The organism is Streptomyces collinus, from assembly GCF_031348265.1.
In the GTDB taxonomy this organism is placed as follows: Bacteria; Actinomycetota; Actinomycetes; order Streptomycetales; family Streptomycetaceae; genus Streptomyces; species Streptomyces collinus.
Map to the genome: position 1 here is coordinate 3,306,792 of NZ_CP133771.1, position 25,448 is coordinate 3,332,239.

Sequence of the window (25,448 nt, forward strand, 5' to 3'; positions counted from 1 at the left end):
TCCCCCTTGGGTGCAGCGTGACAAGTCTCAATCCTGACATACGTCCCGCGGCACCCACGAGGCGAACCCCACCTGCGCGGATGACGCAGCGCCCCCGTGCCGGGACGGGGCGTTACGCAACCTCTGGGCCGGGGTGGCCCTGTGGTTCCGGAGTCTTCTTCGCTCGGGCCCGGCCCCTCAGAGGCCGGTCCCCGTCAGGTACGCCGAGACGACCACGTTCGCCGTGTAGCTGCGGGTCGTACGGTCGAAGCTGCCGCCGCAGGTGACCAGCCGCAGTTCGGCCCGCCCCGACTCGCGGGGCCCGTAGGCCTGGTGGGCGTCGAAGCGGTCGCGGGTGAGGACCTGGACGGACTCGACGGTGAACTCGGCAACCTTGGCGTCGGCCCGCAGCACCCGGATCGTCTGGCCGGGCCGCATGGTACTGACCTTGTAGAAGACGGCCGGCCGGGAGTCGGTGTCGACATGACCGACCATCAGCGCGGTGCCGGGCGCCCCGGGCGCGACCCCGCCGGCGTACCAGCCGACGACGCCCGGCTGGTCGTACGGCGGCGGGTCGAGCGCCCCGTCGGCGTCGAGGCCGCGGGCCACCACGGGGGCCTGGACGCCGAGCCCGGGGATGTCGACGCGCTGCGGCAGCGCGTCCCCCAGCGGGCGGTGCTCGGGCGGCAGCTTGATGTCCGGGGGCCGCCCGGCCGCCGCCATGTCGCCCGTGGCGGGGGCGGAGATGCCGTGCCGCATCTCGGTGACCTCGCGGCCCCACAGCCACAGCCCGAGCAGCAGCACGACCCAGGCCATGCCGGTCAGCAGGCGGCCGGTGCCGGAGAAGCGTCTCTCCATGTGATCGCGATCCTGCATGGTCAGCCCGTCCCCCGGCGGACACCGCGTCGCAGCAGGGCGATCGCCGCGGCCGCCCCCGCGAGCACCAGCCCGGTCACCCCCTGCGCCGCGCCGGGACCGGCGCCCCGCTCCTCGGCGGCGATGAGCTCGGCGGCACCGCCACCGCCCGCCCGGACGGGGGCGACGGGCGAGGCCGGCGCGCCGGGCCGGTGAGAGGGGAACGCCTCCCCGTCACGGCCGGGAGCGGACGGCTGCCCGCCCCCTTCCGGCGCGGGCTGCTGTCCGCCCTGACCGGGCGCGGGCCGCTGTCCGGCCTCACCATTCACCGGCTCACTGTGCGCGGGCGGCTGTCCGGCCTCACCGTTCACCGGCTCACTGTGCGCGGGCGGCTGTCCGGCCTCACCGTTCACCGGCTCATCGTGCACGGGCTGCTGTCCACCGGCCCCGGGCACGGGGAGTGGTGCGGCGTCCGGCCGCCGCGCCGCGCCGTCCCGGACGGTGAGTGTGCCGGTCTGCTTCGTGGCACCGCAGGTGATCCGTACGGCGTACGGACCCGGTTCGACCGTGGAGCGGACGCGGCTCTCACCGGCGAGCTCGCGCGCTCCGGTGACGGTGAGGCGGGCGTCCGCGACGAACGCCGCCGAGGCGGCCACGGCCGTCCGCTGCGCGCAGCCGGTCACGCGGAGTGTGACGTCACTGCCGGGGGCGGGGGCCGCCGGGGTCACCGAGACGCTCACCTCGTCCGCCGCGTACGCCGAGGGGGCGAGGGCGACGACGGCCAGGACGCTCGTACAGACAGTGACTCTCAGGGAACCCATCGTGAACCTCCAGACGCCTGGAGCTTCCCCCGCCCGAAGGGCCGCCGCATCCTCAGGGACGCGGCGGCTGCTCCGTGCGGGTGACGACGGGTTTGAGTCCCGCGTGTGCCGCCGCCCGGGCTCAGACCCGGTCGACGAGGTCCGCGATCGAGTCCACGACCTGCGACGGCCGGTACGGGAAGTCCTCGACCTGTTCGGGCCGGGTCAGGCCGGTGAGCACCAGGAACGTCTGCATCCCGGCCTCCATGCCGGCCAGCACGTCGGTGTCCATGCGGTCGCCGATCATCGCGCTGGTCTCGGAGTGGGCCCCGATGGCGTTCAGCCCGGTCCGCATCATCAGCGGGTTCGGCTTGCCCGCGAAGTACGGCTTCTTGCCGGTCGCCTGGGTGATCAGCGCGGCCACGGCGCCGGTCGCGGGCAGCGGGCCCTCGGTGGAGGGGCCCGTCTCGTCGGGGTTGGTGCAGATGAACCGGGCGCCGCCGAGGATGAGCCGCACGGCCTTCGTCATGGCCTCGAAGGAGTACGTGCGGGTCTCGCCGAGGACGACGTAGTCCGGCTCGTGGTCGGTCAGGATGTAGCCGATGTCGTGCAGCGCGGTGGTCAGGCCGGCCTCGCCGATGACGTACGCCGAGCCGCCCGGCCGCTGGTCGTCCAGGAACTGGGCGGTGGCCAGGGCCGAGGTCCAGATGCTCTCGATCGGCACCTCCAGGCCCATGCGGCGCAGCCGGGCGTGCAGGTCGCGCGGGGTGTACATCGAGTTGTTGGTGAGGACCAGGAAGGGCTTCCCGGACTCGGTGAGCTTCTTCAGGAAGGCGTCGGCGCCGGGGATCGGTACGCCCTCGTGGATGAGCACACCGTCCATGTCGGTGAGCCACGATTCGATGGGCTTGCGGTCTGCCATGTGCGGGATCTCCTGCCGTACGCGGTCCAGCGTGCGACCCAGCCTAGACAGTGGCGGGATCTTGCGGAATGGCCCGCGTGCGGCGTCCCGACTGGCGGGACGCCCTGCTCAGCGGCGACGGCGGGCGACGAGCAGTACCCCGCCCCCGGTGAGCAGCAGGGCCGCGGCGGCGGCGACCTGCGTGCCGGTGCCCGTCCGGGCCAGTTCCTCCGCGAAGGGGAGCCGGTCCTCGCGGGGCGGGACGGAGGCGTCGGGGTCGGTGCCGGGGCGGGTCTCCTTACCGGTGCCCGGGTCGGTGTGGGTGTCGGTGTCGGTGCCGGTGCCGGTCCCCGCGTCCCCGCCGTCGATACCGAACCGGTAGTCGTTCGACTGCCCGACCCAGTCGCCGTCGTCGTCGTGCCGCTGCACCACCGCGGCGTTGGCCGTGACGTCGTTGGGCACGGCGTCCGAGGTGAGCATGAGCCGCACCTTCACGGTGACGGTCCTGCCCGGCCCGACGGTGAACCCGGCGAACCGGTCCTCCTCGTCGGCGAAGGCCCCGACGAGCTCGTCCTCGCCGGTCTTCTCGAACCGCACGGGGTGGGCCCGCGGCCCCTCGAAGAATTCGAGGCGCGGCTGGGACGGTTCCAGGGCGCGCTTGTCGTCGACGAGCACGACGACGGGATGGATGCCGGTGCAGGTCCGGTCGGTCGTGTTGGTCAGGTCGACGTACCAGGTCCCGAACCCGCCCCCGGTCGTGTAGGAGTCCGGCCCGCCGTGGATGCGGGTGGTGAGCGGGAAGGTGTGGTCGTCGGGCGCGGCACAAGCGGGCGCCGGGGCGTCCGCGCGAGCCGGATGAGCACCGGGCAGCAGGACGGCGGCCGCCGCTGCCGCCGCCAGGCAGAGATGAGCGGGCGTGCAGAGTCGCATGATGATGTGACATTCCGACCGCCAAGGGTCGCGACACGGCGCCGCCGCGAACCGTCCCCGAACGGCGGCACGGATCCGCCCGGTCGGCGGACAGATCTACCTGCGTCCCAGGGACTTCGCGCGTGTGTGGGCCCAGCCGGCGAGGAGGACGCCGACGGCGGTGAGGGAGGCGTAGGTCAGCAGCAGCGGGACGAAGCCGCCGGGCAGCCCTCCCAGCACCCCGCGCTCACTGTCGTCGATGAGGAGCCGCACGAGCCCCTGGACGCACACCGCCAGCAGCAGCATGCCGAGAACCTGAAAGACGTCGTACTTCATGGCCTTCCTTTCCGCGATGAGGGCTACGTTACGAACGTATCAATCGATGCGGGTGCTCAGGCCTTGTGCAGCTGGCAATCTCCTGCTTACGTCACACTTTCTCGGACGCGCTATCGTGAAGAGGTGCGTGACGAAAAGAAGCGGACGTGCCGGGTCTGCGGTGCGGGGCTGGCCCGTCCCAGCCGGGGCCGTCCGGCCGTGTACTGCTCCCGGAGCTGTCAGGCCCGGGCGTACCGCAGGCGCAGGCAGCCGCTGCCCGAGCCAGGCACGCCGCCCGCCTCCCCGCCGAGGGACGTCCGGGCGCGGCAGCGGCGCCGGATCGCCGAGGCGGTGTGGCGGATCGCGGCCGGGCAGGGCCTGGACGCGGCCAGCATGCGCAGGATCGCGGTGGAGGCGGGGGTGTCACTGCGGGTCGTGCAGTACCACTTCGAGTCCAAGCACGCCCTCCTGGTGGACGCGCTGCGCCTGCTGCACGAGGAAAACGAGCGGCTGGCCCGGGCGCGCATCCCGTACGACATGACGGACCCGTGCGCGCTGCTGCGGGCGGTGCTGGACGAGTTCCTGCCGCTGGACGAGCAACGCGCCTTCGCGCTGCGCGTGTTCACGGCGTACTACGCGCGCAGCCTGACCGATCCCGAGCTCGCGGCGGTCTTCCTGGCGGCCGAGCAGCCGCTGGAACACCTCGTCGCGGACATCATCGGGGCCGGTCAGGCGGCGGGGAGCACGGCCCCGGGCATCGACCGGGCGCACGAGGCCGACCTGCTGGTGTCGGGAGCCGTCGGGCTGGGCCTGGACGTCGTACACGAACGCCGGTCCCTCGCGGGGGTGCGGACGGTACTGGAGTACCACCTGGCGAGGATCTTCCCCGCCGAAGCCACCGGGCCTGGGCGTGGGCATGTGCCCGGACATCGACCGTCACCGCCCCGACAAGGGCCGGGCACCGGGCCCTGAGTACCGGGCCTTGGCAACGGCCCCAGCACCGGCTCAGCGCCGCTCCCCGCGCATCAGCCGCCCCCGCGTCCGAACACCGGTCCCAGCACCAGCTCAGCCGCCCCCACCGCCACGGCCCCGCCGCCACCGGCCGCGACGCGCACCGGCACGGCGTCCTGGCCCGTGCGCCTGGCCCAGGCCTCCAGCACCGCCCCGACCCCGTCCGTAAAGGTCTCCGGGGCCGCCGCCACCGTCCGGCCGCCGAGCAGGACGACGTCGATGTCGAGCAGTCCGACGAGGTTCGCCGCCCCGGCCCCCAGGACCCGTGCCGCCTCCCGCAGATCACCGCGCTCCACCGCGTGGAGGCACAGGGCTTCCACACAGCCCCGGTTCCCGCAGGTGCAGTTCGGGCCGTCGAGCTGGATCACTTGGTGGCCGAACTCCCCGGCCCCGGTCCTGGCGCCGCGGTGCACGCTGCCGCCGATGACCAGCCCTGCTCCCAGTCCCGTGCCGAGGTGCAGGTACGCGAAGGAGCCGCCCTGGCCCCCGGCGGCGAGGCCCAGCGCCGCCGCGTTGGTGTCCTTGTCGACCACGACCGGCACGCCGAGCCGCTCCGCGAGCACCTCCCGCAGCGGGAAGCCGTCCCACTCGGGAAACCCGGTCACCCGGTGCAGGACTCCCCGGGAGTGATCAAGCGGGCCGGGCAACGCGACGCCCACGCCGAGCAGGGTGGGGTCCGGCCGGGCCTGGCCCGGCCGGGCGGGGCCCAGCGGGGATGCGTTGCCCTCCCCGCCCATCCCGGCCGCCGGCACCCCGGTCACCGTCTCCCGTACCGCCCCCAGAACGGCCTCCGCCCCCGCCCCCAGGTCCAGTGCGGCCCGCCGCTCCCCCACCACCGTGCCCCGCAGGTCCACGAGTACGGCCCGCACCTCGTCCCGGTCCAGGTGGACCCCGACCGCGTGTCCGGCCTCCGGCACCAGCCGGAGTACCGTGCGCGGCTTGCCCCCGGTCGATGCCCGGCGCCCGGCCTCCGCCGCGAGGCCGTCCTCCCGCAGCCGGGCCGTGATCTTGCTGACCGCCTGCGGGGTGAGCCCGGTGCGCTCGGCGAGTTCGAGCCGGCTGATGCCCTCGTCCCCGGCCGCCCGCAACAGGTCGAGCACCAGCGCGGCGTTGTGGCTGCGCAGGGCGAGCAGGTTCACCCCGCCGCCGCCCGGCCCAGCCGGGCCGGGTGTCCCCGGTCCTCCCGCCCCGCGCATGCCACCCACTCCGCCCCTACGGTCGTCCGCCCTGTTCACACCCCCATTGTCACCGGCGCTTGCACTTTGGCAACAGCGTTGCCAAAGTGGGTGGCATGACTGGCACACCCCTCCGCGTCGGCCTCGTCGGCTACGGCCTCGCCGGCTCCGTCTTCCACGCCCCGCTGATCGCCGCCACGGAGGGCCTCGCCCTCGACACGGTGGTCACCTCGAACCCGGAGCGGCAGCAGCAGGCCCGCGCCGGGTTCCCGGACGTACGCCTCGCCGCCACACCGGAGGAGCTGTTCGCCCGGGCCGCCGAGCTGGACCTGATCGTCGTGGCGTCCCCGAACAAGACGCACGTGCCGCTCGCGACGACCGCGCTGAAGGCCGGCCTGCCGGTCGTCGTCGACAAGCCCGTCGCGGGCACCGCGGCCGAGGCCCGCGAGCTGGCCGCCATGGCCGAGGAACGCGAGCTGCTCCTCTCCGTCTTCCAGAACCGCCGCTGGGACAACGACTTCCTCACCCTGCGCAAGCTGCTGAACGAGGGCGAGCTGGGCGACGTGTGGCGGTTCGAGTCCCGCTTCGAGCGCTGGCGTCCGAAGCCGAAGGGCGGCTGGCGGGAGTCCGGCGACCCCGCAGAGATCGGAGGTCTGCTCTACGACCTCGGCAGTCATGTCGTCGACCAGGCCCTGGTCCTGTTCGGCCCGGCGGCCTCCGTCCACGCGGAGACGGACATCCGCCGCCCGGGCGCCGAGACGGACGACGACACGTTCATCGCGATCACGCACACCAGTGGAGTCCGCTCCCACCTCTACGTCTCCGCGACGACCGCCCAACTCGGCCCCCGCTTCCGCGTCCTGGGCTCCTCCGCCGGTTACGTCAAGTACGGCCTCGACCCCCAGGAGGCGGCGCTCCGGGACGGCCTGCGCCCCGGCCCCGGCTGGGGTACGGAGGACGAGTCGCTGTGGGGCCGCGTCGGCTCCGGCGAGTCCCCGGTGACCGGCGGCGGCCGCGCCGAACCCACCCTCCCGGGCGACTACCCGGCTTACTATGCGGCCGTGGCGAAGGCCCTGCTGGAGGGCGCCCCGAACCCGGTGACCGCACGGGAGGCGGCCGCCGCCCTGGACGTACTGGAGGCCGCCCGTCGTTCGGCCCGCGAGAAGGTGACGGTGACGCTGTGACCCACAAGAGCAACCCCTCCCACAGCCAGGGGCTCACCCCGAAGTTCCACCCGGAGCTCACCCCGAGCCTGGAGGAGCTGGAGAAGCAGGAACGCCACCTGGTGTTCCGCCAGTTCACGTACGACGACGCCTGGGCGCTCGGCTCGCTCCTCGTCGAGCTGGCCCGGGAGCGGCAGGCCCCGGTCGCCATCGACATCCACCGCGCCGGCCAGCAGCTGTTCCACGCGGCCCTGCCGGGCTCCACCCCGGACAACGACGCCTGGATCGCCCGCAAGCGCCGCGTCGTCGAGCGCTACGGCTCCGCCTCCTACCTGGTGGGCGCCCGCTTCCGCGCCAAGGGCAGCACCTTCGAGGAGTCCTCGCGCCTCGACCCCGACAGCTACGCGGCCCACGGCGGCTCGTTCCCGATCACCGTCGAGGGCGTGGGCGTCATCGGCGCGGTGACGGTGTCCGGGCTGCCGCAACTCCAGGACCACCGGCTGGTGGTGGAGGCGCTGGAGCGGTTCCTGGACCGCTGACTCCGTTCCCGGAATGAGCGGGGACCCTCTCCGGTTGGCACCTGCGTACGCGTGATCGACAACGGCGCCCACCGGAGGGACCCCACCCCATGACCACCCCCCTGAAGGAGACCGTCGGCCGGTACGGCATCTGGAGCGTAGGCCTGCGCTCGGAGGACCCGGACCGGCGCGGCGAACTCGCCGAGGCCGCCGCCGAACTGGAGGAACTCGGCTACGGCGCCGTCTGGCTGGGCGGCAACAGCTCCGCCGCCAACGCCGCCCCGCTGATCGAGGCGACCTCGACGCTCACGGTCGGCACCAGCATCCAGAGCATCTGGCAGCACGAACCGGACGCCGCCGCAACGGCCTTCGCGGAACTGGAGTCGGCCCACCCCGGGCGCTTCCTGCTGGGCCTCGGGGTCAGCCACGCCAAGCGGGTGGAGCAGTACGCCCGCCCCTACTCGGCGCTGGTCGGCCACCTCGACGGCCTGGACACCGCGGGCGTTCCGGCGGAGCGCCGGCTGCTGGCCGCCCTGGGCCCGAAGTCGCTGCGGCTGGCCCGCGACCGGGCGGCGGGCTCGATCCCGTACCTGGTCACCCCGGAGCACACGGCGCACGCCCGCGAGATCCTGGGCGAAGCCCCGTTGCTGGCGCCGGAGCTGGGCGTCGTCCCGGAGACGGACCCGGTCCGTGCCCGCGCCCTGGCCCGGGAGTTCCTGGAGATCTACCTCCCCCTGCCGAACTACACCAACAACTTCCTCCGGCACGGCTTCACCGAGGACGACCTGTTGGACGGCGGCAGCGACCGCCTGGTCGACGCCCTGTTCGCCTGGGGCGACGACCAGGCGATCCGCACGAAGATCGACGCCTTCGTCGAGGCGGGCGCGGACCACCTCGCCCTCCAGGTCCTGACCGGCGAGCCCCGCGACGCCCTCCCGAGGAAGGCCTGGCGGGATCTGGCAGGTCTCCTCGCATGAGAACGACCTAGTACTCCAGGCGTAGTTGTGGACCTTGGAGGGTGAGGCGGTGCCGACGGGTGCGGCACCGTTCACGTGTCCCAGGGGGATGTCCGCCTTGCCGTCCACGGTGCGGCGGGCGAGCCCGCTCAGGCAGCAACCGACCGAAGCCGGTACGGCCCGAGGGGCCCCCTCATGCCACCGTCAGTGCCGCCAGGGCGCGGTCCATCGCGGCGTTGAATTCTTCCGGCGTCAGCGGCAGCCGGGACTTGACGTCCCGACTCCACTGATCGGCGAGGACCTCGGCGGAGCCCGCCTCGACACCGTCGAGCGCCGCGTCGGCCAGGTCCGACGGCGCGATCTTGGCCACGGGCCAGCCCGCGGCCATGTCCGTGTCGGCCAGGCCGAGGTGCACCGCTGTCACGAGCGTGCCCTGCTCGGCGAGTTCCAGGCGGACGCCGTTGGTCATGGCCCAGGCGGCGGCCTTGGTCAGGTGGTAGGCATTGGCGCCCTTGCCCCCGAACCACGACATGGCGGAGAGGACGTTGACGATCGCGCCCCCGCCGTTCCCGGCGAGCGCCGGCGCGAACTCCCTGATCATTGACAAGTGGCCGAACATGTTGGTCTCCAGCTCGTGCCGTACCGCGTCCAGCGAACCGGTCACCAGGTCGGTCCCCGTCTGGATCCCCGCGTTGTTGACGAGCAGCGAGACGTCCGGGGCGGCCTCGGCGGCGGCCCGCACGGATGCGGGATCGGCGATGTCGAGAGGCAGCACCTCGACCCCGGGCAGGTCCACGGTCTCGGGCCGGCGGGCCGTCGCATAGACCTTGCGGGCGCCCCGTTCGAGCAGGCGCTGGGCGAAGGCGCGGCCCAGGCCGCGGTTGGCTCCGGTGACAAGGGCAACTGAGTTGGTGATGTCCATGCCCCGTACGCTAAAACCTGACGCTAACGTCAGAGGCAAGTGCTGATCATCAGGGCCGGGGGAGAGGAATCGCCATGACCGTCACGGAGCCCGCGGCCGAGCGGCTGATCCGCATCGGCGAGGTGGCGCGGGGTGCCGGCGTCTCGGTACGCGCCGTGCGCTACTACGAGCAGCAGGGACTGCTCGTCGCGGAGCGCAGCCCGTCCGGCCAGCGCCTCTACCGGCAGGACGCCGTCACCCTGGTCCGCTTCTTCCAGCAGATGTTCGCCGCCGGCCTGACCAGCCGAAGGATCATGGAACTCCTTCCGTGCTGGGACGCCGGGCACACCGACGCCGAGCAACGAGCCATGCTGCGCGCCGAGCGGGACCGCATCCAGGCCAAGGTCGACGACTTGCAAGCCGCCCTGGACCGCCTCGACGAGGTCATCGCGATCACGGACACCCACCCGTAGGCGCGCTCGACCGGACATCGCACCAGCGATCTACGGCTGATCCGGTCCTCAAGCGGCAGGCTGACGACGGGAACTCCGGGCTGCTGGGACACTGGTCCACCCCTTCCATCAGCAGGCGATCCGCCCAGTGGAAGGAGACCAGCGACTGGGTCGTGGTCGACATCGAAGAGTGAGCCGACCTGGCGGCGCAGTTCGCACCCACACCTGGAAAGTGCCTCCGACGGTGACGGGAACAAGGACCTCAACGATCCTCATTCTCGCAGGTCAGAGGCACTTTCTGCACGTCGCGACCACCCGTGGGGGCAGCCCGCCTCGCGCAACGGCGAGGCTAAGCGTCCTTGAACTCCTGCCGCTGCCGCCCGAGCCCCTCGATCTCCAGCTCCACGACATCCCCGGCCCGCAGGAACGGCTTAGGCTCGGGCGCACCCAGGGCCACCCCCGCCGGCGTCCCGGTGTTGATCACATCGCCCGGGTAGAGCGTCATGAACTGGCTGAGGTACCGCACGACCTCCCCGACCGGGAAGATCTGCTCGGCCGTCGTCCCGTCCTGCTTGAGCTCCCCGTTGACCCAGAGCTTCAGGGACAGGCCCTGCGGGTCCCGCACCTCGTCCGCCGTGACGAGCCAGGGCCCCAGCGGATTGAACGTCTCGCAGTTCTTCCCCTTGTCCCAGGTCCCGCCGCGCTCGATCTGGAACTCCCGCTCGGACACGTCGTGGGCCACGGCGTACCCGGCGACATGCGCCAGCGCCTCCTCCGTGGACCCGAGATACCGGGCCGTACGCCCGATGACGACGGCCAGCTCGACCTCCCAGTCGGTCTTGAGGGACCGCCGCGGCACGAGGACCGTGTCGTTCGGCCCGACGACGGTGTCCGGGGCCTTCATGAAGACGACCGGCTCGGCGGGCGGCTCGGCGCCGGTCTCGCGCGCGTGGTCGTGGTAGTTCAGCCCGATGCAGACGATCTTGCCGATCCGCGCCAGCGGCGGCCCGACCCGCAGCCCGGTGGCGTCCAGGGCCGGCAGGTCACCGGCGTCGGCAGCGGCCCGGATCCGGCCGAGTGCCTCGGCGTCGGCGAGCAGCGCGCCGTCGATGTCCGCGACGACGCCCGACAGGTCCCGCAGGGTCCCCTCGGCGTCGAGCAGCGCGGGCCGCTCCGCTCCCGCCGTACCCACTCGCAGCAGCTTCATGATCAGTCTCCCTCGATCGCGGGCGCCCGGCCGATGCGCGCGACCCGGATGCGGCGGGACAGCCATCGGAGGACTGGTCGATCCTCCAAGCTGGGCGTGCACTCCGCAATACCCCGTTCACGTACTGGACCCCGGCCGCCCGGTCACCTGTACAGCGCGGCCCGTTCGACGGCACTCCACGTCGTACTGGTCACGACGTACAGCGCGGCGGCCAGTGGCACGACGGCCACGGTGACCAGCGTGAAGAACGACATGAACGGCATCACCTTCGTCACCGCCCCCAGCCCGGGCAGCTGCTCCCCGCCGTCGGCACGGGCGGCCGGGTTGGCGGCCATCATGCGCTTGCTGAGCCGGTAGCTGAACGCGGCGACGCAGGCCACGACCACGAACAGCCCGGCGTAGACGAGCCCCGCCCCGCTGAGGACACCGCCCTGGAGCGCGTCCGCCCACCGCTCCCCCAGCGGCGCCGCCAGCAGCTGGTGGCCGAGCAGCCCGTTGGGCTCGCCGCCGATCGTGTCGCTGGAGAACAGGTGGTAGAGCAGGAAGAACGCGGGGATCTGGAGCATCCCGGGCAGGCAGCCGGCCAGCGGCGACACCTTCTCCTCGGCGTGCAGCTCCAGCACGGCCTTCTGGAGCTTCTCGGGGCTCTTGCCGTGCTTCTTCCGCAGCTCGGCGATCTTCGGCTGGAGCGCGGTGCGGGCCTTCTGGCCGCGCGCGGCGGCCCGGGACAGGGGGTGGACGAGGAGTCGTACGAGCGCGGTGAACAGGACGATCGCCGCGGCGGCGGCCGAGGCGCCGAACAGCGGCTGGAGCAGGTCGGCAAGGTGCTCGACCAGGTTGGCGAAGACGGACATGGGTGAGCCCTCCGGGGGTCTCGTCGTGCCGGAACAGGTCATGGCGGCATGACGACCCGCGCGGGGTCACCTCAGGTGTGGCTACGCCCTCAGCCTGGTGTGGATACGCCCCTACGCGACGGTCGCCCGGAGGGCGTGACCGGGTGCCCGGGGCCGGGTGCGCCCCCGGGCGTCGGGATCGCGCTGGGGCAGGAAGGCCGTACGCCGATCCCGGTCACGGATGGCCGTCCGCACCCGCGTGCGCGGCACGGTGGGCGCGCAGCGGGAGGCGACGACGGCGCAGAGCGCGAGGGCGGCGGAGGCCGCGGTGGTCGCGGCGAGGGCGACGGTGGCGGAGAGGCTGCCGGTGTCGAGCAGCACCACCTCGACGAGCAGGAAGAACAACGCGAGGGCGGGACGCAGCGTCGCCCAGCTCCGGTTCATCGACTGCCCCTCCCCTCGTACGTGTGTATGCCCTGCCGTCCGTTATACAGGACCACCCTTCCAGCCGGGCCCACGACTTCGTACACGGGTTTGAGAAAGGTTCGTCAGAACTCTCGACAACCCACCCGCCACACCCGATGCTTCTCGTCACCAACCACGGGGACACCCCTGTGACGCCGGGCCGGGGACCGGCGTCTGCCCCCATCTCCCTTACGGAGGAGCCGTGATCCGACGCAGGAGTCTGCTGGCAGCAGCAGGCGGTACGTTCCTCGGCAGCGCCCTGGCGACGGGCACCGCGCACGCGGACGCCACGATCGCCGTCAACCCGTCGACGACGTACGGCACCTGGGAGGGCTGGGGCACCTCCCTCGCCTGGTGGGCCAACGTCTTCGGCGCCCGGGACGACTTCGCCGACCTGTTCTTCACCACCAAGTCCGTCACGTACAACGGCCGTTCCCTCCCCGGCCTGGGCCTCAACATCGCCCGCTACAACCTCGGCGCGTGCAGCTGGAACAGCGTCGGCGGCGAGACCATGGTGAAGTCGCCCAACATCCCCGCCTTCAAGCAGATCGAGGGCTTCTGGCAGGACTGGAACAACGAGGACCCCACCTCCTCGGCCTGGAAGTGGACGGCGGACGCCAACCAGCGCGCGATGCTGGTGAAGGCGACCCAGCGCGGCGCGATCACCGAACTCTTCGCCAACTCCCCCATGTGGTGGATGTGCTCCAACCACAACCCCTCGGGCGCGTCGGGCGGCGGCAACAACCTCCAGACCTGGAACTACCGCCAGCACGCGAGCCACTTGGCGGCGACGGCCCTGTACGCGAAGAACAACTGGGGCGTGAACTTCGCGACGGTCGACCCCTTCAACGAGCCGGCCTCCACCTGGTGGACCGCGACGGGCACCCAGGAGGGCTGCCACATGGACCCGGCGGTCCAGGCGGCAGTCCTCCCCTACATGCGCAGCGAGTTGGACAAGCGCGGCCTCACGGGCCTGCGCATCGCGGCCTCGGACGAGACGAACTACGACACGGCCCGCTCCACCTGGTCGTCCTTCAACTCCACCACCAAGGGCCTGGTTTCCCAGGTCAACGTGCACGGCTACCAGGGCTCGGGCGGCCGCCGCGACCTCCTCTACACGGACGTGGTCACCACCTCCCGCAAGAAGCTGTGGAACTCCGAGACGGGCGACAGCGACGGCACGGGCCTGACGATGGCCTCGAACCTGTGCCTCGACTTCCGCTGGCTGCACCCCACGGCCTGGTGCTACTGGCAGGTCATGGACCCGTCGTCGGGCTGGGCGATGATCGCCTACGACGCGAACACCCTGCAGCCGACCACCGTCCAGACCAAGCACTACGTGATGGCCCAGTTCAGCCGCCACATCCGCCCCGGCATGACGATCCTGGACACGGGCGTGGGCTACGCGGTGGCGGCCTACGACGCGACGGCCCGCCGCCTGGTGATCGTCGCGGTGAACACCTCCACCTCAGCCCAGACCCTCACCTTCGACCTCTCCCGCTTCTCGACGGTCACGGGCGGCTCGGGCGGCCTGGTCCCCCGCTGGAACACGGTCACGACGGGCGGCGGCGACCTCTACACGGCCCGCTCGGACATCCGCCTGTCAGGCAAATCGGTAAGCGTCCCATTCGCCGCAAAGTCGGTCCAAACCCTCCAAATAGACGGCGTGACGCTGTAAGTCCGCGGCGGCGGTTCGGGGCGACCGTGAAGCCTGGGGGGCGAGCATGGGAAGTCGGGAGGCCGGGTGGTCTGGCCTGCGCATCTCTCACGCTCGTCACCTCCCGGCAGTACGGTGTCCCCCATGCGCCCCGACACGCCTGCCGAAAACGTCGACCACACCGCCGAGGCGGCACGCCTGGAGCGGACCGCCGGCCTGTATCCCGAGGACGCCGAGGCCCTGCTGCTGCGGGCAGCGGCCCACCTGGAACTCGCCGGCGACCGCCCCACCGCGTCCACGCTCTACGACCGCCTGCTGTCCTCCCCCGACGGCCTGGAGAACCCCCACCTGGTACGGGCGCTCAAGGCCTCCAACCTCTGGGAGTACGGCCACGAGGCCGAGGCCCGCGCGATCATCGAGGGCGTCCGGGTGGCGTCCCCCAGGGACCCGGCGCCCTGGGTGATCGTGGCGGAGTCCCTGGAGTCCCACGACGAGCTGGAAGCGGCCCACGACACGTTCACGGAGGCCGTACAGCGCCTCCTGAGCAACGTCGAGGAGCCCCCCTACGCCACCCACCCCCTCCTCTTCGGCCGCCACCGCGTACGGCGCATGCTGGGCAGGTCCCACGACGAGTGGGACGCCCTGGCGGACACCGTCCACTCCCTCCCGATCACCCTGGACGAACTCCACGACCCCAAGCGTGTCTGGTCCCTGGGCTCGGAGAACCCCGCGGAACTGGAGGCGGAGATCCTCCGCCTCCGAGCAGAACTGGGCGCCTACCGGGAGGCCCTCTCCCGACCCTTCCCGGTAGCGGTCCTGCACTGGCCGGCGACGGAACTCTCGGAACTCCTGGAGGCGTACCCGACCCTCGCGTCGGAATACCCGACCCACGAGGAACACCTCGCGACCATAGAGACGGCCCTACGCGAACTGTCCGCCTCCGGCACCCCCAACCTGGGCATCGTCACCGGCACGGTCCCGTCCTACGAGGCCTTCGCCGCGTCGGAACTCTCCTCCCCGGACGACACGACGCTGCTGCCGCAGTACGCGACGACATTGGCGGCGCGGGGGCGGGCGGTGGCTTGGCCGCCGCAGCAGGGGGCGGCTTGCTGGTGTGGGTCGGGTACGGCGTATGGCCAGTGCCACGGTTCGGCGGCTTAGCCGACAGGCCGGAGCCCCCACGGGCGGCTCGCCGCATCACTCGCCGCTCTCCGTGGCCACCTGCCCCGGCAGGTGGCTCACCGCGAGAGCGGCGGCTGCCTCCGGCGTAGCGACCTCCCCGAGCAGGTCGGCGTAGCCCGAGGAGTAGACCTGGTACGGGGGCCCGCCGTACAAGATGAAGGGGAGGTCGTCGTAGCCCGGTTCACACCACGGCGGGGCGCCGCGCAGAAAGTGCAGTGCCCCGTGCGTCGGGAACGGGTAGAGGCTGCGCAGGCACGGCTCGGCATACGCGGCTTCGACGACGACGGTCAGAGAGGCATGCGCAGCTCCTCGCGTTCCAGGCTTGCGCTCCAAGAGCCAGGACCAGGCCGTAGCAACATCGGGGGCTTCAGACATGCGCCTCATCCTCAGCGCACCGGGACCCGCCCACAACAGGCTCAGCTGCTTGACCCCGGCCCAGGCCGCACGCCGCTAGGCCAACCCGGCGTGCGCGGACCCGCTGACGCGCCCGTCACGCCGGGCACATGCACACCGGACTGGCGCCCAGCATTCCTGTCCCTTGCTCAGGCTGCTGAAGTCAAATCCCACGACACGGCGGTGGGAGAACCCGCCCAACCCCCGCCCTCGGTGCGCCAGATCGACGCAATGCCGCGTTCCTCTAAGTACTCGGCGTAATGCCCTATGTCCTCCGTGAAGAGGGCCACAAGGTGCGGCTTCGGCTCGCTGCGCTTCTCGTGCCAGTAGTAGCTGTACTCGTAGAGCTGCCCCACTGCCTCACGTACGGCCTGCGTCGTATTGCCTCTCTTCACGGCCTTGCCCTCCACGAGCCAGGAGCGCTGCCGATCCACTGCGGGACGGCGCAGGACCAGGTCCCTCGGGTGCATGCCTTGCGTGATCGGTTGATATCCGCGCGTGACGACATGAAGGCCGTAGTCCTTGATGAGTTCCTCATGGCGCCGCTCCCTGCGCCGACGGCCACCTTTGATGTGGACGTAGTAGTCGCTGCTGTCGTTGGGACGAAAACGGTCGAGGGGGTCATCAGCGGGGAGATGAATCTCCCTCTCGTAAACGATGGGCTCGTTCTCTGTTGGCTGCTGAAGCCAGACACGATGGCCTGCTGCAGCGTCGCGGAGCAGCAGAGACGCAACGAGGAGATCTCCTGCGAGGACTTCCTCTTCTGGCATGCTCGCAATCTCGTACCGGCGGGCTGCCACGCTCGCTGCCTCGTACGCACGGGGGCGTTCGAGCTTGGATCGGAAGGCCGGCGTGTGGGCCCAATGCAAGGCCAGCTCGGGTTCGATACCTGCCCTGAGGCGCCTTGCTCTCCGCTTCAGTTCCTTGAGCCGGTCGCCCAGTTTGGGGTACTCATCCGAGAGCTTCGTTACACCCTGCTGCAACGTGAGGGTCACCGAAGCCAAAGTCGCGTCGAAGATGTAGGCGAGGTACAGGCCCTCTTGGGCCTGCGTATTGATCGCCTTGCCGAACACGCCGATCCACGGAGTACTGCTCGCAGACCCCTTGCCTCCGTACCCCGAAGCGACGAAGCCGTGGGGTAACGGCAGATCGGACATCCCTTCAACCTCCCGAAGGAGGTCTTGGGCTGACACGCCGCTAGCCGTACCAGCCTTGGGATCGTAGGTCTCCGCTATGCGTATGAGCAGGTCACGTAAGTGCACACTCAGAACCTAACTCCACGCGATCAGTTATGTCGCCGAGGAGATCTACATCGCTCAGACTGAAGACCGACCGTGCCCAGCTCGTGACACCGACTGACTACTCCCGAGGCCCTGTCAGTGCCTCTTGATAGAACTGCCTCATCGTCGAGCGCCGCGATCAATCGGGGGAGCATGCCTGTGTCTGAGAGCCGCACCGATGTCTCCATCCCGGCCGATGGACTGTACGAGCAGCTGATCACGCTCCGCTTTGAACAGCAGCTCAAAGAGCTGGTCAGCCTCGGATGGCATCCCATCAGCGAGGTCGTGGGGACTGAGTCCGTGCCACACGTCCTAGCTCGGCACATCGGGGGAACGGTTCGGCAGGTGTTGCAGAACCTTCCAGCAGAGGAACGGGTCTACGCGGCGAACCACATCTTGGAGTCCCTCAGCACACTGCACGGCGCCAAGGAGTGGGTGGACCTGGTCGCCGAGGGACCACGCCAACTCCTAGCGGTCACCAAGCAAGAGGCACCGGGCGTCTTTGCCGTACGCCCGGGTATCCCACTCTCCGACGCCGCTCTGATCACCAACTCGCCGGAAGACCCGAGCCTCGGCTTCGAACTGCGCACGGAACTCGCCACCGCCGACCGTGTGGACCTGCTGTGCGCCTTCGTGAAGTGGCATGGCCTGCGGATCATAGAGCAGTCACTGAAGGCAGCCCATGCGCGAGGGGTACCGATCCGGGTCATCACGACGACCTACATCGGTGCTACCGAGCGGCGCGCGCTGGACCGGCTAGTGGAAGAGTTCAACGCGCAGGTCAAGGTCAACTACGAGACCCGCTCGACGCGGTTGCACGCCAAGGCGTGGCTGTTCCGTCGCAAGAGCGGATACGACACGGCATACGTGGGGAGCTCCAACCTGTCCAAGGCGGCGCTTCTCGACGGCTTGGAGTGGAACGTCCGGCTCTCCTCTGTCGCCACGCCCGACGTGATGCGCAAATTCGAAGCTACCTTCGACGCCTACTGGAGCGACCCGTCCTTCGAGACCTACGACCCTCAGGCTGACGGCGAACGTCTTCAGGAAGCCCTGGCGATTGCGGGCGGAACTTCGTCAACATCCCCAACTCAGCGCGGGATCACTCTGTCCGGTCTGGAGGTACGGCCGTATCCCCACCAGCGCGACATGCTTGAGCGGCTCGAAGTGGAGCGGGAAGTACACGACAGGCACCGCAATCTGCTCGTGGCGGCAACGGGCACGGGCAAGACCGTGATGGCAGCGCTCGACTACAAGCAACTGCGCAAGAAGCACGGCCGTGACCTGCGGATACTCTTCGTTGCCCACCGCAAGGAGATCCTCGATCAGTCGATGAGGACCTACCAAGACGTCCTGGTGGACGCGAATTTCGGCGAATCCCTCCACAGCGGCGAAATCCCCGAGCGTTGGTCGCACGTCTTCGCCAGCGTGCAGTCGCTGAGCGCGAAGGGCCTGGATCGCCTCGCTCCGGATCACTTTGATGTGATCGTTATCGACGAGTTCCATCACGGGACCTCGCCTACGTACCGCAAGATCCTCGATCACTTCCAGCCGTTGGAGCTCCTAGGACTTACCGCCACGCCTGAGCGCATGGACGGGAAGAACATTCAGGACGAGTTCTTCGACGGGCGGATCGCAGCCGAAATGCGCCTATGGGAAGCGCTCGAAAACGATCTACTCAGCCCCTTCCACTACTTCGGCATCAGCGACGCCACGGACCTCAGCACGGTGGAGTGGAAGCGCGGGACATATGACCCAGCCGCACTGAGCAATGTGTTGTCCAGCAATGCCAGGCGCGCCCGCCTTGTGGTGAAGGCCGTGCGGGAGAAGCTATCCGATCCCAGCACCATGCGAGCGTTGGGCTTCTGCGTGTCAGTAGCCCATGCCCACTTCATGGCTGAGGTCTTCCGGACAGCCGGCCTTGAGGCCATAGCTCTGTCTGGGGAAACGCCGGCCGAGCAGCGCAAGCAGGCACTGAAGGACCTGGCATCGGGCAGGCGGCAGGTGATCTTCTCAGTCGACCTCTTCAACGAAGGCCTCGACATCCCAGACGTGGACACGCTGCTGCTCCTGCGTCCCACGTCCAGCGCCACGGTGTTCTTGCAGCAGCTAGGCCGGGGGCTTCGGCGGTCCGAAGGCAAGGCGGTGCTCACCGTACTGGACTTCATCGGACAGCATCGCAAGGAATTCCGTTTCGAGACCCAGTTCCGAGCGCTCACCAACCTGACCCGCAAGCGGCTGCTGGACCACATCGAGCATGACTTCCCCCAGCTCCCCTCCGGCTGCCAGATCATCCTTGAAGAGAAGGCGAAGAAGGCGATCATCGCCAACATCAAGGATCAGATCGGTGTCAACGTCACGGCGCTCGCGCGCGAAGTCGCGGACTATGCCGAACCGAGGCTCAGCCGCTATCTGGAGGAGAGCGGCCGTGAAATCAAGGAGCTCTACCGGGGCAATGGCAACTCCTGGACGGGCCTACTGCGCCGCGCAGGGCTCCTAAAGGGCGAGGCACCTGAAGGTGAAGCGACGCTCCTCAAACGTATTCCTGCGTTCTTGCACGTGGACGATCCACTGCGGGTAGCCGCATACACCAGAATGTTGGAAGATGACGCGCCTTCCTATGGTGAGCTAGATGAGCAGGGACAGGCGTATGCCCGCATGCTCTTCTTCCAGCTCTGGCCCCTCGGCGGTGTGATTCGCAAGGGCTTCGCCAGCTACGACTCCGGCTTCGCGGCACTACGCAAGCAGCAGGCCGTACGGGATGAACTCCGTCAGATGTTGGCGTACAACCTCGCCCACACGGAACACGTCCCCATTCCGCTCCTCGGGATCGGAGCTGCCTCGGGCATCCCGCTGACCGTCCACGCCTCGTACAGCCGCGAGGAGATCCTGCCTGCACTGGGTCAGTCCACGATCGGCGGCTTCATGTCCAGCGATTTCCGCGAGGGTGTGAAGTGGTGCGAGTCCATCAGGACCGACGCCCTCCTCATCACCCTGGAGAAGGATGAGAAGGACTTCTCCCCACAGACCCGCTACCACGACTACGCCCTCAGCGAGACCCGTTTCCACTGGGAGTCTCAGAACCAGACCTCGGAAACGTCTCCCACAGGTTTGCGGTACCAGCGCCACGCCACTGACGGCAGTCACGTGCTGCTCTTCGTGCGGCGCTACAAGACCACGGACATCGGCGGCGCCCAGCCGTGGATGCTGCTCGGCCCTGCCGAGTATGTGGAGCACACGGGCAGCAAGCCCATGGCCATCACATGGCAGTTGAAGCACCCGATTCCGGCCGACGTCTGGACGTACTCAGCGATCGCCGCCGGGTAGTGCCTCACAACCCTTGACGCGGGACGGCGTACTCGGCCTCGAAGCGCATCTGCGCCCGGTCGAGCATGTCGTCCGCGTCTCGGCCGTGCGCTCGGAACCAGTGAAGAAGGTCGGTGATCGCCGCGATCACGGTCTCTTCCGCCACGGTCGAGGCCAATCTGCCCGCTCCCGCCCTGCGCCCTGGCTGCACAGCGGCGGCGTAGTGACGTAGAAGGGCCTCGGCCCGCATCACACTGGAAGCCTCCCCATGGCCGTCAGCCGTGGGGAGCTGTGTCGTCAGCTCGCACCACGTGACCTTGCGATCCGGGTGTAGCAAAACACCCCAGCAATCGGCGACGGCATCCACGAGGGCCATCCCTCGCCCCTCCTCGGACTCCGTGCCGGCGTCGCGCAGGGTGGGCAGGGCGCGTGTGTCCGGGTCGTGCACCTCGATGCGCAGGTGCGTGCCCTTCATGGAGACAGACAGCGTGGCGGGCGTGCCGGGTCCCACGTGAGTGATGACGTTGGACACCAGCTCGCTGACGCACAGTTGGGCTCCATCGACCAGGTGCTGCAATCCCCAGATCCCGAGGTGCAGCCGCATGATCCGACGCAAGGCCGCCACTTCCGCAGGTTCGGCCGTAAAGGCGATGTCCCATGGTTTGCGCGGCATGCAGGCTCCCTGACTCACGCGACCCCTTTCGTTGCAGTTGGCACCACATCGGCAGCACAACGTCACGGATGCTCACGGTGAGTTGCGCTGGTAACAGAGTGCTGGGATCGCATCCCGTTCTGCAATGTGCACGAAGGGATTCCCACTTCTGAGTGATTGGCAAGCCCACCCCTTGGCGCGAGACTGAACGCTCGCTATTGGAAAGAGGGTTGAGATGGCCGGATCACCCACGGCACGCCGACGGCGCCTCTCGATCGAGTTGAAGAAGCTCCGCGAGAAGAGCGCCCTCACCTGTGCCCAGGTCGGCGAGGCCCTGGATTGGAGCGGCTCCAAGGTCAACCGGATGGAGACGGGCAGCGGACGCGTCCAGCCCTCGGACATCGACGCCCTGTGCCGCTTCTACGACACGAGCAATGAACTGCGAGAGTTCCTCAAGACACTGGCGCGGCAAGCGAAAGTGCGCGGCTGGTGGCAGGTCCACGGCGCGGGCGTGCCCGAGTGGTTCAACATCTACATCGGCCTGGAGCAAGATGCTTCGACCTTCCGCCAGTACCAGTGCGAGGTGGTGCCCGGCCTCATGCAGACTGAGGTGTATGCGTCCGAGCTTCACAAGGCTGGGGCGCATATGTCCGTAGAGGACATCGCAAAGGCGGTGCGTGTACGAATGGAGCGCCAAGCCATGCTGCGGCAGGCGGAGGCTCCGGACGCCTGGTTCATCGTGAACGAGGGCGCTCTGCGCCACGTCATCGGTGATCGCGCTTTGATGCGCGAGCAGTTGGAACGAGTCTTGGAGACGGCTGATCTGCCGACTGTGACGCTGCAGGTGCTCCCCTTCGACTCAGGGACCCGTCCGACGACCGGTTCGTTCACCATGCTGGGCTTTCCGGCCCCGGAGGATCCGGACATCGTTTACCGGGACGGCATTACGGATGCCGTGTACCTGGAGGGCGAGCATCATGTACGTGAGTACACGAGGGCGTTCGACGGCCTGCGAGCGGCAGCCCTAAGCCCTCAACGCTCGGCCCTGTTGATCGAGTCGATCTTGAAGGATTACACGTAGTGATAATGCCCGAGTCCGGCGCCAGCAGCCCTCTGGTGTGGTTCACGTCGTCCTACAGCAACGGTGCCGGAGGCGAGTGCGTCGAGTGTGCACTCACCGGTGACGGCGCTCTCATTCGCGACTCGAAGACGACGGACACGCACATGATCGCTGTGAGCGGCGACGCGTGGCGTTCCTTCGTCGTGGGCCTGAGGCGTGCAAGCACACGCCCCTAACCAGGACAAGACCTAGCGCAGCCCCTGCTCGAACCGATACTGCTCCACCAGTTCCTCCCACTCCCCGGCATCGCCCTCACTCACAGCCACGTCCCTCCCCTCGCCCACGAGGGTGCGCACCTGGGCCGCCAGCCGCTTGGCCTGCCCCTCGGACGTATACACGCCCAGGACCAGAGCCGTGGAGTGGTCGGGCCCGTCGTCGGCGACGGTGAAGCTCCAGGGGACTTCGCATGGGGGCGCATGGTCCGGGTCCGGGCACAGGAGGCGTTGGATCGGGTCCTGGAGGGCGAGCGCCTCCTCCGTGCTCGGGTGTCCGGCGATGCGGATCTCGTACACGCGTGGTTGGTCGTCGGCCGGTGACAAGCGTCCCTCCTGGTTCGGCTCGGCGGGTTCCGACCGTAGGTGTCGCCGTGCGCCTGCGCAATCGGGTTATTTGGCTCGGCTGTCGTCGCCAGGGGTGTTGACCACCGGTTGGCCGGGAGCTACTCACGACCTCCCGGCTCCACCGAGAGTGGCGGAGCCGGTCAGGGCTCCACTCGATCCCGTTCCCCCCGCTCGACGCAGAATTCATTGCCCTCCGGGTCCGCCATCACCACCCAGCCGCGGCCGTTCGGGAGGGTGCGGTCCGTCAGGATGCGGGCGCCTAGGGAGACCGCGCGTTCGACCTCCTCGGCGCGGGTGCGGCCGGTGGGGCCCAGGTCGAAGTGGATGCGGTTCTTCGCCGTCTTGGCCTCCTCGACTCTGACGAAGAGGAGGCCGGGTGATCCGTCGGGGAGTTCGAGCAGGACCTCGTCGTCGCCGGGCTTGTCGATGTCGGAGATCGGGTGGCCCAGGAACTCGGACCAGAAGCGGGCCAGTTCATAGGGCTCGCCGGTGCAGTCGAAGGTGATGTGGCGGATGGTCGGGTTCAACGGCCTTCTCCCTCAGGGGTGTTCTGCGAGGTGCGCCTCGCAGGATGCGTGGGGAGGCCGGGGTCTGTCGAACTATTTGGGGTTCTCGGGGAGGTTTCCGTTGCCGCCCAGGTTGGCGACCATGCGGCGCAGGACGTTGATCGTCGTGATGAAGTCGGCCTGGGTGATGCCGTCGTGGGCCCGGTCGTGGACGCGGAGGTTGCGTTCCCGGGCGCGGAGGCGGCCGGCCTCGCCCTCCTCGGTGAGGGTCATGACGCCCGTCGCGTCCTGGGTGAGCCAGCCCCGGGCGATGAGGTCGTCGTAGACCGCGTCGAAGTCGGTGTGCTGGTCGTCGTAGGGGGTCAGGCGGTCGGTGAGGGTCGCGCGGGTCCAGTGGCCGGGGGCGCCGGAGGCGTGGTTGAGGGTCCACCAGTGGGGCTGGGTGAGGTTCTCCACGGCCAGTTGGGCGCGGAGGGCACCCACCACTCTGCGGCAGGCCTCGCCGGTCCAGGCGCCGATCGGCTGGGCGGCCAGTTCCTCCGGGGAGTACTCCTTGAGGTTCTCCGTCTGTGCGCTCATGCGGTCAACGTAGGACCTCAAGGGAACTTGAGGTCAAGGAATGGCTGCCCATACGCCTCAAGGAATGGCCACCCCCGCGCCTCAAGGGGTGGCCGCCTTGCGCGCTGCGCGGGCCTACGACGCCGGGGTCAGGTCGGCTCGGCCGAACAGGAGGGCGTAGCCCGCGGGGAGCTGGGCCAGGATGCGGTTGACCAGGTCGTCGCCGATCAGGGGCGGCAGCGTGCCGAGGACCGAGCTGACGTCCCAGCGGGCCGTGGCGGATGTGGCTCCGGGGGTGCGTGAGGCGACCTCGTCGACGAAGCGCGCGGCCGTGAGCCGGTGCGTGGCCGGGATCTGGGCGGCGATCAGCCGGGCGGCCTCGCCGGGCAGGGCGCGGGCGAGGTCGACCCGTTCGTCGCCGGTGACATGGGTGCCGAGGGCGGCCAGGACGGTGCGGGTGACCTGCTCCGCCTTCGTCCGGGTGGGGTACAGGCCCGTCTCGCGGACCGCTTCGATCAGCTGGGGCCAGCCGTTGCCGTCGGTGGTGTGGGGGGCACGGCTGGGAGTCACACGGGGCACCGTCGTCGTGCTCATGTGCGGGGTTTTCCTCCGGGCGTGTGCGTGGGTGGGGGTGCGGGTGGTGTGCCGCGCCGCCGGCGGATCGTGCCGGCGGTGCGGCGTACCGGTAAGCGGGGCGGTGCGGTGCGGTCAGCCGCTGAGCTGCCTGCGGGTGTCGCCGCCCGAGATCTGGATGCGGCGGGGCTTGGCCTGCTCGGCCACCGGGATGCGCAGGGTCAGGACGCCGGCCTCGTAGGAGGCGTCGATGCGCTCCGTGTCGAGTGTGTCGCCGAGGAAGAGCTGGCGCGTGAAGGTGCCGGTGGGGCGCTCGGCGACGAGCGGTTCCGCGCCCTCGGGGGCGGGGGGCCTGCGCTCGGCTCGCACGTTGAGGACGTTGCGCTCGACGTCCAGTTCGATCGTCTCGGGGTCGATGCCGGGGAGGTCGAAGTGGACGAAGAAGTCGTCCCCGGAGCGGTAGGCGTCCATCGCCATCGCCGACGGGCGGGTGGCGGCGGGGCCGAAGACCTGCTGGGTGAGTCGGTCGAGTTCACGGAAGGGGTCCGTGCGCATGAGCATCACTGGTCACTCCTCTCTTCAGGTGCAGTGGTGCGATGCCCTACGGTCTACGTCTTCTTATATAGCTCGGAGGAGGAAACTTGACAAGCCTGGGCTCAGGTTCGGGTTTCGGGAGCCTGCGGGCTAGCCTCAAGATCCCCAGCCGAGATCCCTAGCAGGGTGCAGGACGCAGGAGGCAGGTATGGCGAAGGTTCCGAGTGCGGTGGTCGCCGCGAGCGGGCTCGTGGGCGGGTACGGCGTGGCCCGCTGGACCAGGCAGCGACCGCTCGGCGGGGTCGTACTGGCCGCGGCCGGAGTGGTGGCCGCGCGGCAGTGGCGGCAGCAGGCCGGTGGAGTGGCTGCGGGCGCGCTGTCGGCCGCGTATGTCGCCGCCTTCGCCGGGTCGCATCCGCTCGCCAAGAAGGTGGGCGCCTGGCCTGCCGTGTTCGGGGTGGCGGGGGCCGTCGGGCTGGCGTCGTGGGCGGTCGCGGATCGGCGGAGCCCCGGCGAGTAGGCGACAGCAAAGAACCCGGCCCTGAATCCCAGGGCCGGGTTCTTGTTCGGAGCGCCGGGCAGGCCTTGCACCTGCATTTCCCCACAGGAAGTGGGGCGTCTTTCCTTGGACCACCAACGCACTGTCCGCTCACCGGAGTTCCGGCGACTGGACGCAGATCAACTATAGCG

29 protein-coding genes are annotated in these 25,448 nt (G+C 69.7%); 11 read left to right on the plus strand and 18 right to left on the minus strand.

Annotation, left to right across the window (positions count from 1 at the left end):
• Positions 1-177: 177 nt before the first annotated feature.
• From RFN52_RS14875 to RFN52_RS14895, 5 genes are all read right to left on the minus strand, one after another.
• Complete coding sequence (locus tag RFN52_RS14875; protein ID WP_229856313.1) at positions 178-837, minus strand: class F sortase; 660 nt, start codon at positions 835-837, stop codon at positions 178-180.
• A 20-nt stretch (positions 838-857) separates the two neighbouring features.
• On the minus strand, positions 858-1,655 hold the full coding sequence (locus RFN52_RS14880; RefSeq protein WP_184846780.1) for a hypothetical protein: 798 nt from the start codon (positions 1,653-1,655) through the stop codon (positions 858-860).
• Between the two features lie 121 nt (positions 1,656-1,776).
• Positions 1,777-2,556 (minus strand): HAD-IIA family hydrolase, encoded by a 780-nt coding sequence (locus RFN52_RS14885; protein ID WP_184846782.1) that lies wholly within the window; start codon positions 2,554-2,556, stop codon positions 1,777-1,779.
• Positions 2,557-2,664: 108 nt separating this feature from the next.
• Entirely contained in the window at positions 2,665-3,465 is an 801-nt protein-coding gene (locus tag RFN52_RS14890; protein WP_184846784.1) for an LPXTG cell wall anchor domain-containing protein, read from the minus strand.
• Positions 3,466-3,561: 96 nt separating this feature from the next.
• A complete protein-coding gene (locus RFN52_RS14895) occupies positions 3,562-3,780 on the minus strand; it encodes a hypothetical protein (RefSeq protein WP_184846786.1) in 219 nt (72 codons plus the stop codon).
• A gap of 123 nt (positions 3,781-3,903) precedes the next feature.
• Here RFN52_RS14895 and RFN52_RS14900 point away from each other — a divergent pair, with 123 nt between their 5' ends.
• The gene (locus tag RFN52_RS14900; RefSeq protein WP_229856314.1) at positions 3,904-4,731 is read left to right on the plus strand and encodes a TetR/AcrR family transcriptional regulator; all 828 of its coding nucleotides are present in this window, start codon (positions 3,904-3,906) and stop codon (positions 4,729-4,731) included.
• 53 nt (positions 4,732-4,784) lie between these two features.
• On the opposite strand, the gene RFN52_RS14905 is transcribed toward RFN52_RS14900, so the two are convergent.
• Positions 4,785-5,966 (minus strand): ROK family transcriptional regulator, encoded by a 1,182-nt coding sequence (locus RFN52_RS14905; protein WP_184846788.1) that lies wholly within the window; start codon positions 5,964-5,966, stop codon positions 4,785-4,787.
• Between the two features lie 95 nt (positions 5,967-6,061).
• Here RFN52_RS14905 and RFN52_RS14910 point away from each other — a divergent pair, with 95 nt between their 5' ends.
• From RFN52_RS14910 to RFN52_RS14920, 3 genes are all read left to right on the plus strand, one after another.
• Positions 6,062-7,129, plus strand: a complete 1,068-nt coding sequence (locus RFN52_RS14910; protein ID WP_184846790.1) for a Gfo/Idh/MocA family oxidoreductase — start codon at positions 6,062-6,064, stop codon at positions 7,127-7,129.
• On the plus strand, positions 7,126-7,647 hold the full coding sequence (locus RFN52_RS14915) for a heme-degrading domain-containing protein (protein ID WP_184846792.1): 522 nt from the start codon (positions 7,126-7,128) through the stop codon (positions 7,645-7,647). The genes RFN52_RS14910 and RFN52_RS14915 overlap by 4 nt, the downstream gene beginning before the upstream one ends.
• 89 nt (positions 7,648-7,736) lie before the next feature.
• Complete coding sequence (locus RFN52_RS14920; protein ID WP_184846794.1) at positions 7,737-8,603, plus strand: LLM class F420-dependent oxidoreductase; 867 nt, start codon at positions 7,737-7,739, stop codon at positions 8,601-8,603.
• A gap of 172 nt (positions 8,604-8,775) precedes the next feature.
• Here the strand turns inward: RFN52_RS14920 and RFN52_RS14925 are convergent, their stop codons facing one another.
• Positions 8,776-9,504, minus strand: coding sequence for an SDR family oxidoreductase (locus RFN52_RS14925; protein ID WP_184846796.1), 729 nt, complete (start codon positions 9,502-9,504; stop codon positions 8,776-8,778).
• A gap of 74 nt (positions 9,505-9,578) precedes the next feature.
• On the opposite strand from RFN52_RS14925, the gene RFN52_RS14930 reads away from it, so the two are divergent.
• The gene (locus RFN52_RS14930; protein WP_184846798.1) at positions 9,579-9,956 is read left to right on the plus strand and encodes a MerR family transcriptional regulator; all 378 of its coding nucleotides are present in this window, start codon (positions 9,579-9,581) and stop codon (positions 9,954-9,956) included.
• A 328-nt stretch (positions 9,957-10,284) separates the two neighbouring features.
• On the opposite strand, the gene RFN52_RS14935 is transcribed toward RFN52_RS14930, so the two are convergent.
• From RFN52_RS14935 to RFN52_RS14945, 3 genes are all read right to left on the minus strand, one after another.
• On the minus strand, positions 10,285-11,142 hold the full coding sequence (locus RFN52_RS14935; protein ID WP_184846800.1) for a fumarylacetoacetate hydrolase family protein: 858 nt from the start codon (positions 11,140-11,142) through the stop codon (positions 10,285-10,287).
• 143 nt (positions 11,143-11,285) lie between these two features.
• Positions 11,286-11,996 carry a YidC/Oxa1 family membrane protein insertase gene (locus tag RFN52_RS14940; RefSeq protein WP_184846802.1) on the minus strand — a complete coding sequence of 237 codons (711 nt, stop codon included), beginning with the start codon at positions 11,994-11,996 and terminating at the stop codon, positions 11,286-11,288.
• Between the two features lie 111 nt (positions 11,997-12,107).
• Positions 12,108-12,419: a DUF6412 domain-containing protein gene (locus tag RFN52_RS14945; protein ID WP_184846804.1), complete on the minus strand. Its 312-nt coding sequence runs from the start codon at positions 12,417-12,419 to the stop codon at positions 12,108-12,110.
• Positions 12,420-12,642: 223 nt separating this feature from the next.
• Between RFN52_RS14945 and RFN52_RS14950 the strand changes: the two genes are divergently transcribed.
• Both RFN52_RS14950 and RFN52_RS14955 read left to right on the plus strand, forming a co-directional pair.
• On the plus strand, positions 12,643-14,118 hold the full coding sequence (locus tag RFN52_RS14950; protein ID WP_184846806.1) for a glycoside hydrolase: 1,476 nt from the start codon (positions 12,643-12,645) through the stop codon (positions 14,116-14,118).
• A 123-nt stretch (positions 14,119-14,241) separates the two neighbouring features.
• The gene (locus tag RFN52_RS14955; RefSeq protein WP_184846808.1) at positions 14,242-15,258 is read left to right on the plus strand and encodes an SEC-C domain-containing protein; all 1,017 of its coding nucleotides are present in this window, start codon (positions 14,242-14,244) and stop codon (positions 15,256-15,258) included.
• Between the two features lie 36 nt (positions 15,259-15,294).
• On the opposite strand, the gene RFN52_RS14960 is transcribed toward RFN52_RS14955, so the two are convergent.
• Positions 15,295-15,654: a DUF6193 family natural product biosynthesis protein gene (locus RFN52_RS14960; RefSeq protein ID WP_184846809.1), complete on the minus strand. Its 360-nt coding sequence runs from the start codon at positions 15,652-15,654 to the stop codon at positions 15,295-15,297.
• A 167-nt stretch (positions 15,655-15,821) separates the two neighbouring features.
• The gene (locus tag RFN52_RS14965) at positions 15,822-16,829 is read right to left on the minus strand and encodes an MrcB family domain-containing protein (RefSeq protein WP_184846811.1); all 1,008 of its coding nucleotides are present in this window, start codon (positions 16,827-16,829) and stop codon (positions 15,822-15,824) included.
• Between the two features lie 276 nt (positions 16,830-17,105).
• On the opposite strand from RFN52_RS14965, the gene RFN52_RS14970 reads away from it, so the two are divergent.
• On the plus strand, positions 17,106-20,276 hold the full coding sequence (locus RFN52_RS14970; protein ID WP_184846813.1) for a DEAD/DEAH box helicase: 3,171 nt from the start codon (positions 17,106-17,108) through the stop codon (positions 20,274-20,276).
• A gap of 4 nt (positions 20,277-20,280) precedes the next feature.
• Here RFN52_RS14970 and RFN52_RS14975 read toward each other — a convergent pair whose 3' ends face one another.
• Positions 20,281-20,928 carry an ATP-binding protein gene (locus RFN52_RS14975; protein WP_184846815.1) on the minus strand — a complete coding sequence of 216 codons (648 nt, stop codon included), beginning with the start codon at positions 20,926-20,928 and terminating at the stop codon, positions 20,281-20,283.
• A 214-nt stretch (positions 20,929-21,142) separates the two neighbouring features.
• Here RFN52_RS14975 and RFN52_RS14980 point away from each other — a divergent pair, with 214 nt between their 5' ends.
• Both RFN52_RS14980 and RFN52_RS14985 read left to right on the plus strand, forming a co-directional pair.
• Entirely contained in the window at positions 21,143-21,988 is an 846-nt protein-coding gene (locus RFN52_RS14980; protein ID WP_191845964.1) for a helix-turn-helix domain-containing protein, read from the plus strand.
• Positions 21,989-21,993: 5 nt separating this feature from the next.
• Complete coding sequence (locus RFN52_RS14985) at positions 21,994-22,203, plus strand: DUF397 domain-containing protein (RefSeq protein WP_184846820.1); 210 nt, start codon at positions 21,994-21,996, stop codon at positions 22,201-22,203.
• A 12-nt stretch (positions 22,204-22,215) separates the two neighbouring features.
• Here RFN52_RS14985 and RFN52_RS14990 read toward each other — a convergent pair whose 3' ends face one another.
• The 5 genes from RFN52_RS14990 to RFN52_RS15010 form a co-directional block, all read right to left on the minus strand.
• The gene (locus tag RFN52_RS14990; RefSeq protein WP_184846822.1) at positions 22,216-22,566 is read right to left on the minus strand and encodes a hypothetical protein; all 351 of its coding nucleotides are present in this window, start codon (positions 22,564-22,566) and stop codon (positions 22,216-22,218) included.
• Positions 22,567-22,727: 161 nt separating this feature from the next.
• Entirely contained in the window at positions 22,728-23,114 is a 387-nt protein-coding gene (locus tag RFN52_RS14995) for a VOC family protein (RefSeq protein WP_184846824.1), read from the minus strand.
• A gap of 72 nt (positions 23,115-23,186) precedes the next feature.
• Positions 23,187-23,672, minus strand: a complete 486-nt coding sequence (locus RFN52_RS15000) for a winged helix DNA-binding protein (RefSeq protein ID WP_184846826.1) — start codon at positions 23,670-23,672, stop codon at positions 23,187-23,189.
• Positions 23,673-23,786: 114 nt separating this feature from the next.
• Entirely contained in the window at positions 23,787-24,245 is a 459-nt protein-coding gene (locus RFN52_RS15005) for a DUF2267 domain-containing protein (protein ID WP_184846828.1), read from the minus strand.
• Positions 24,246-24,359: 114 nt separating this feature from the next.
• Complete coding sequence (locus tag RFN52_RS15010) at positions 24,360-24,785, minus strand: Hsp20/alpha crystallin family protein (RefSeq protein ID WP_184846830.1); 426 nt, start codon at positions 24,783-24,785, stop codon at positions 24,360-24,362.
• A 181-nt stretch (positions 24,786-24,966) separates the two neighbouring features.
• On the opposite strand from RFN52_RS15010, the gene RFN52_RS15015 reads away from it, so the two are divergent.
• The gene (locus RFN52_RS15015) at positions 24,967-25,278 is read left to right on the plus strand and encodes a hypothetical protein (protein ID WP_184846832.1); all 312 of its coding nucleotides are present in this window, start codon (positions 24,967-24,969) and stop codon (positions 25,276-25,278) included.
• Positions 25,279-25,448 lie beyond the last annotated feature (170 nt).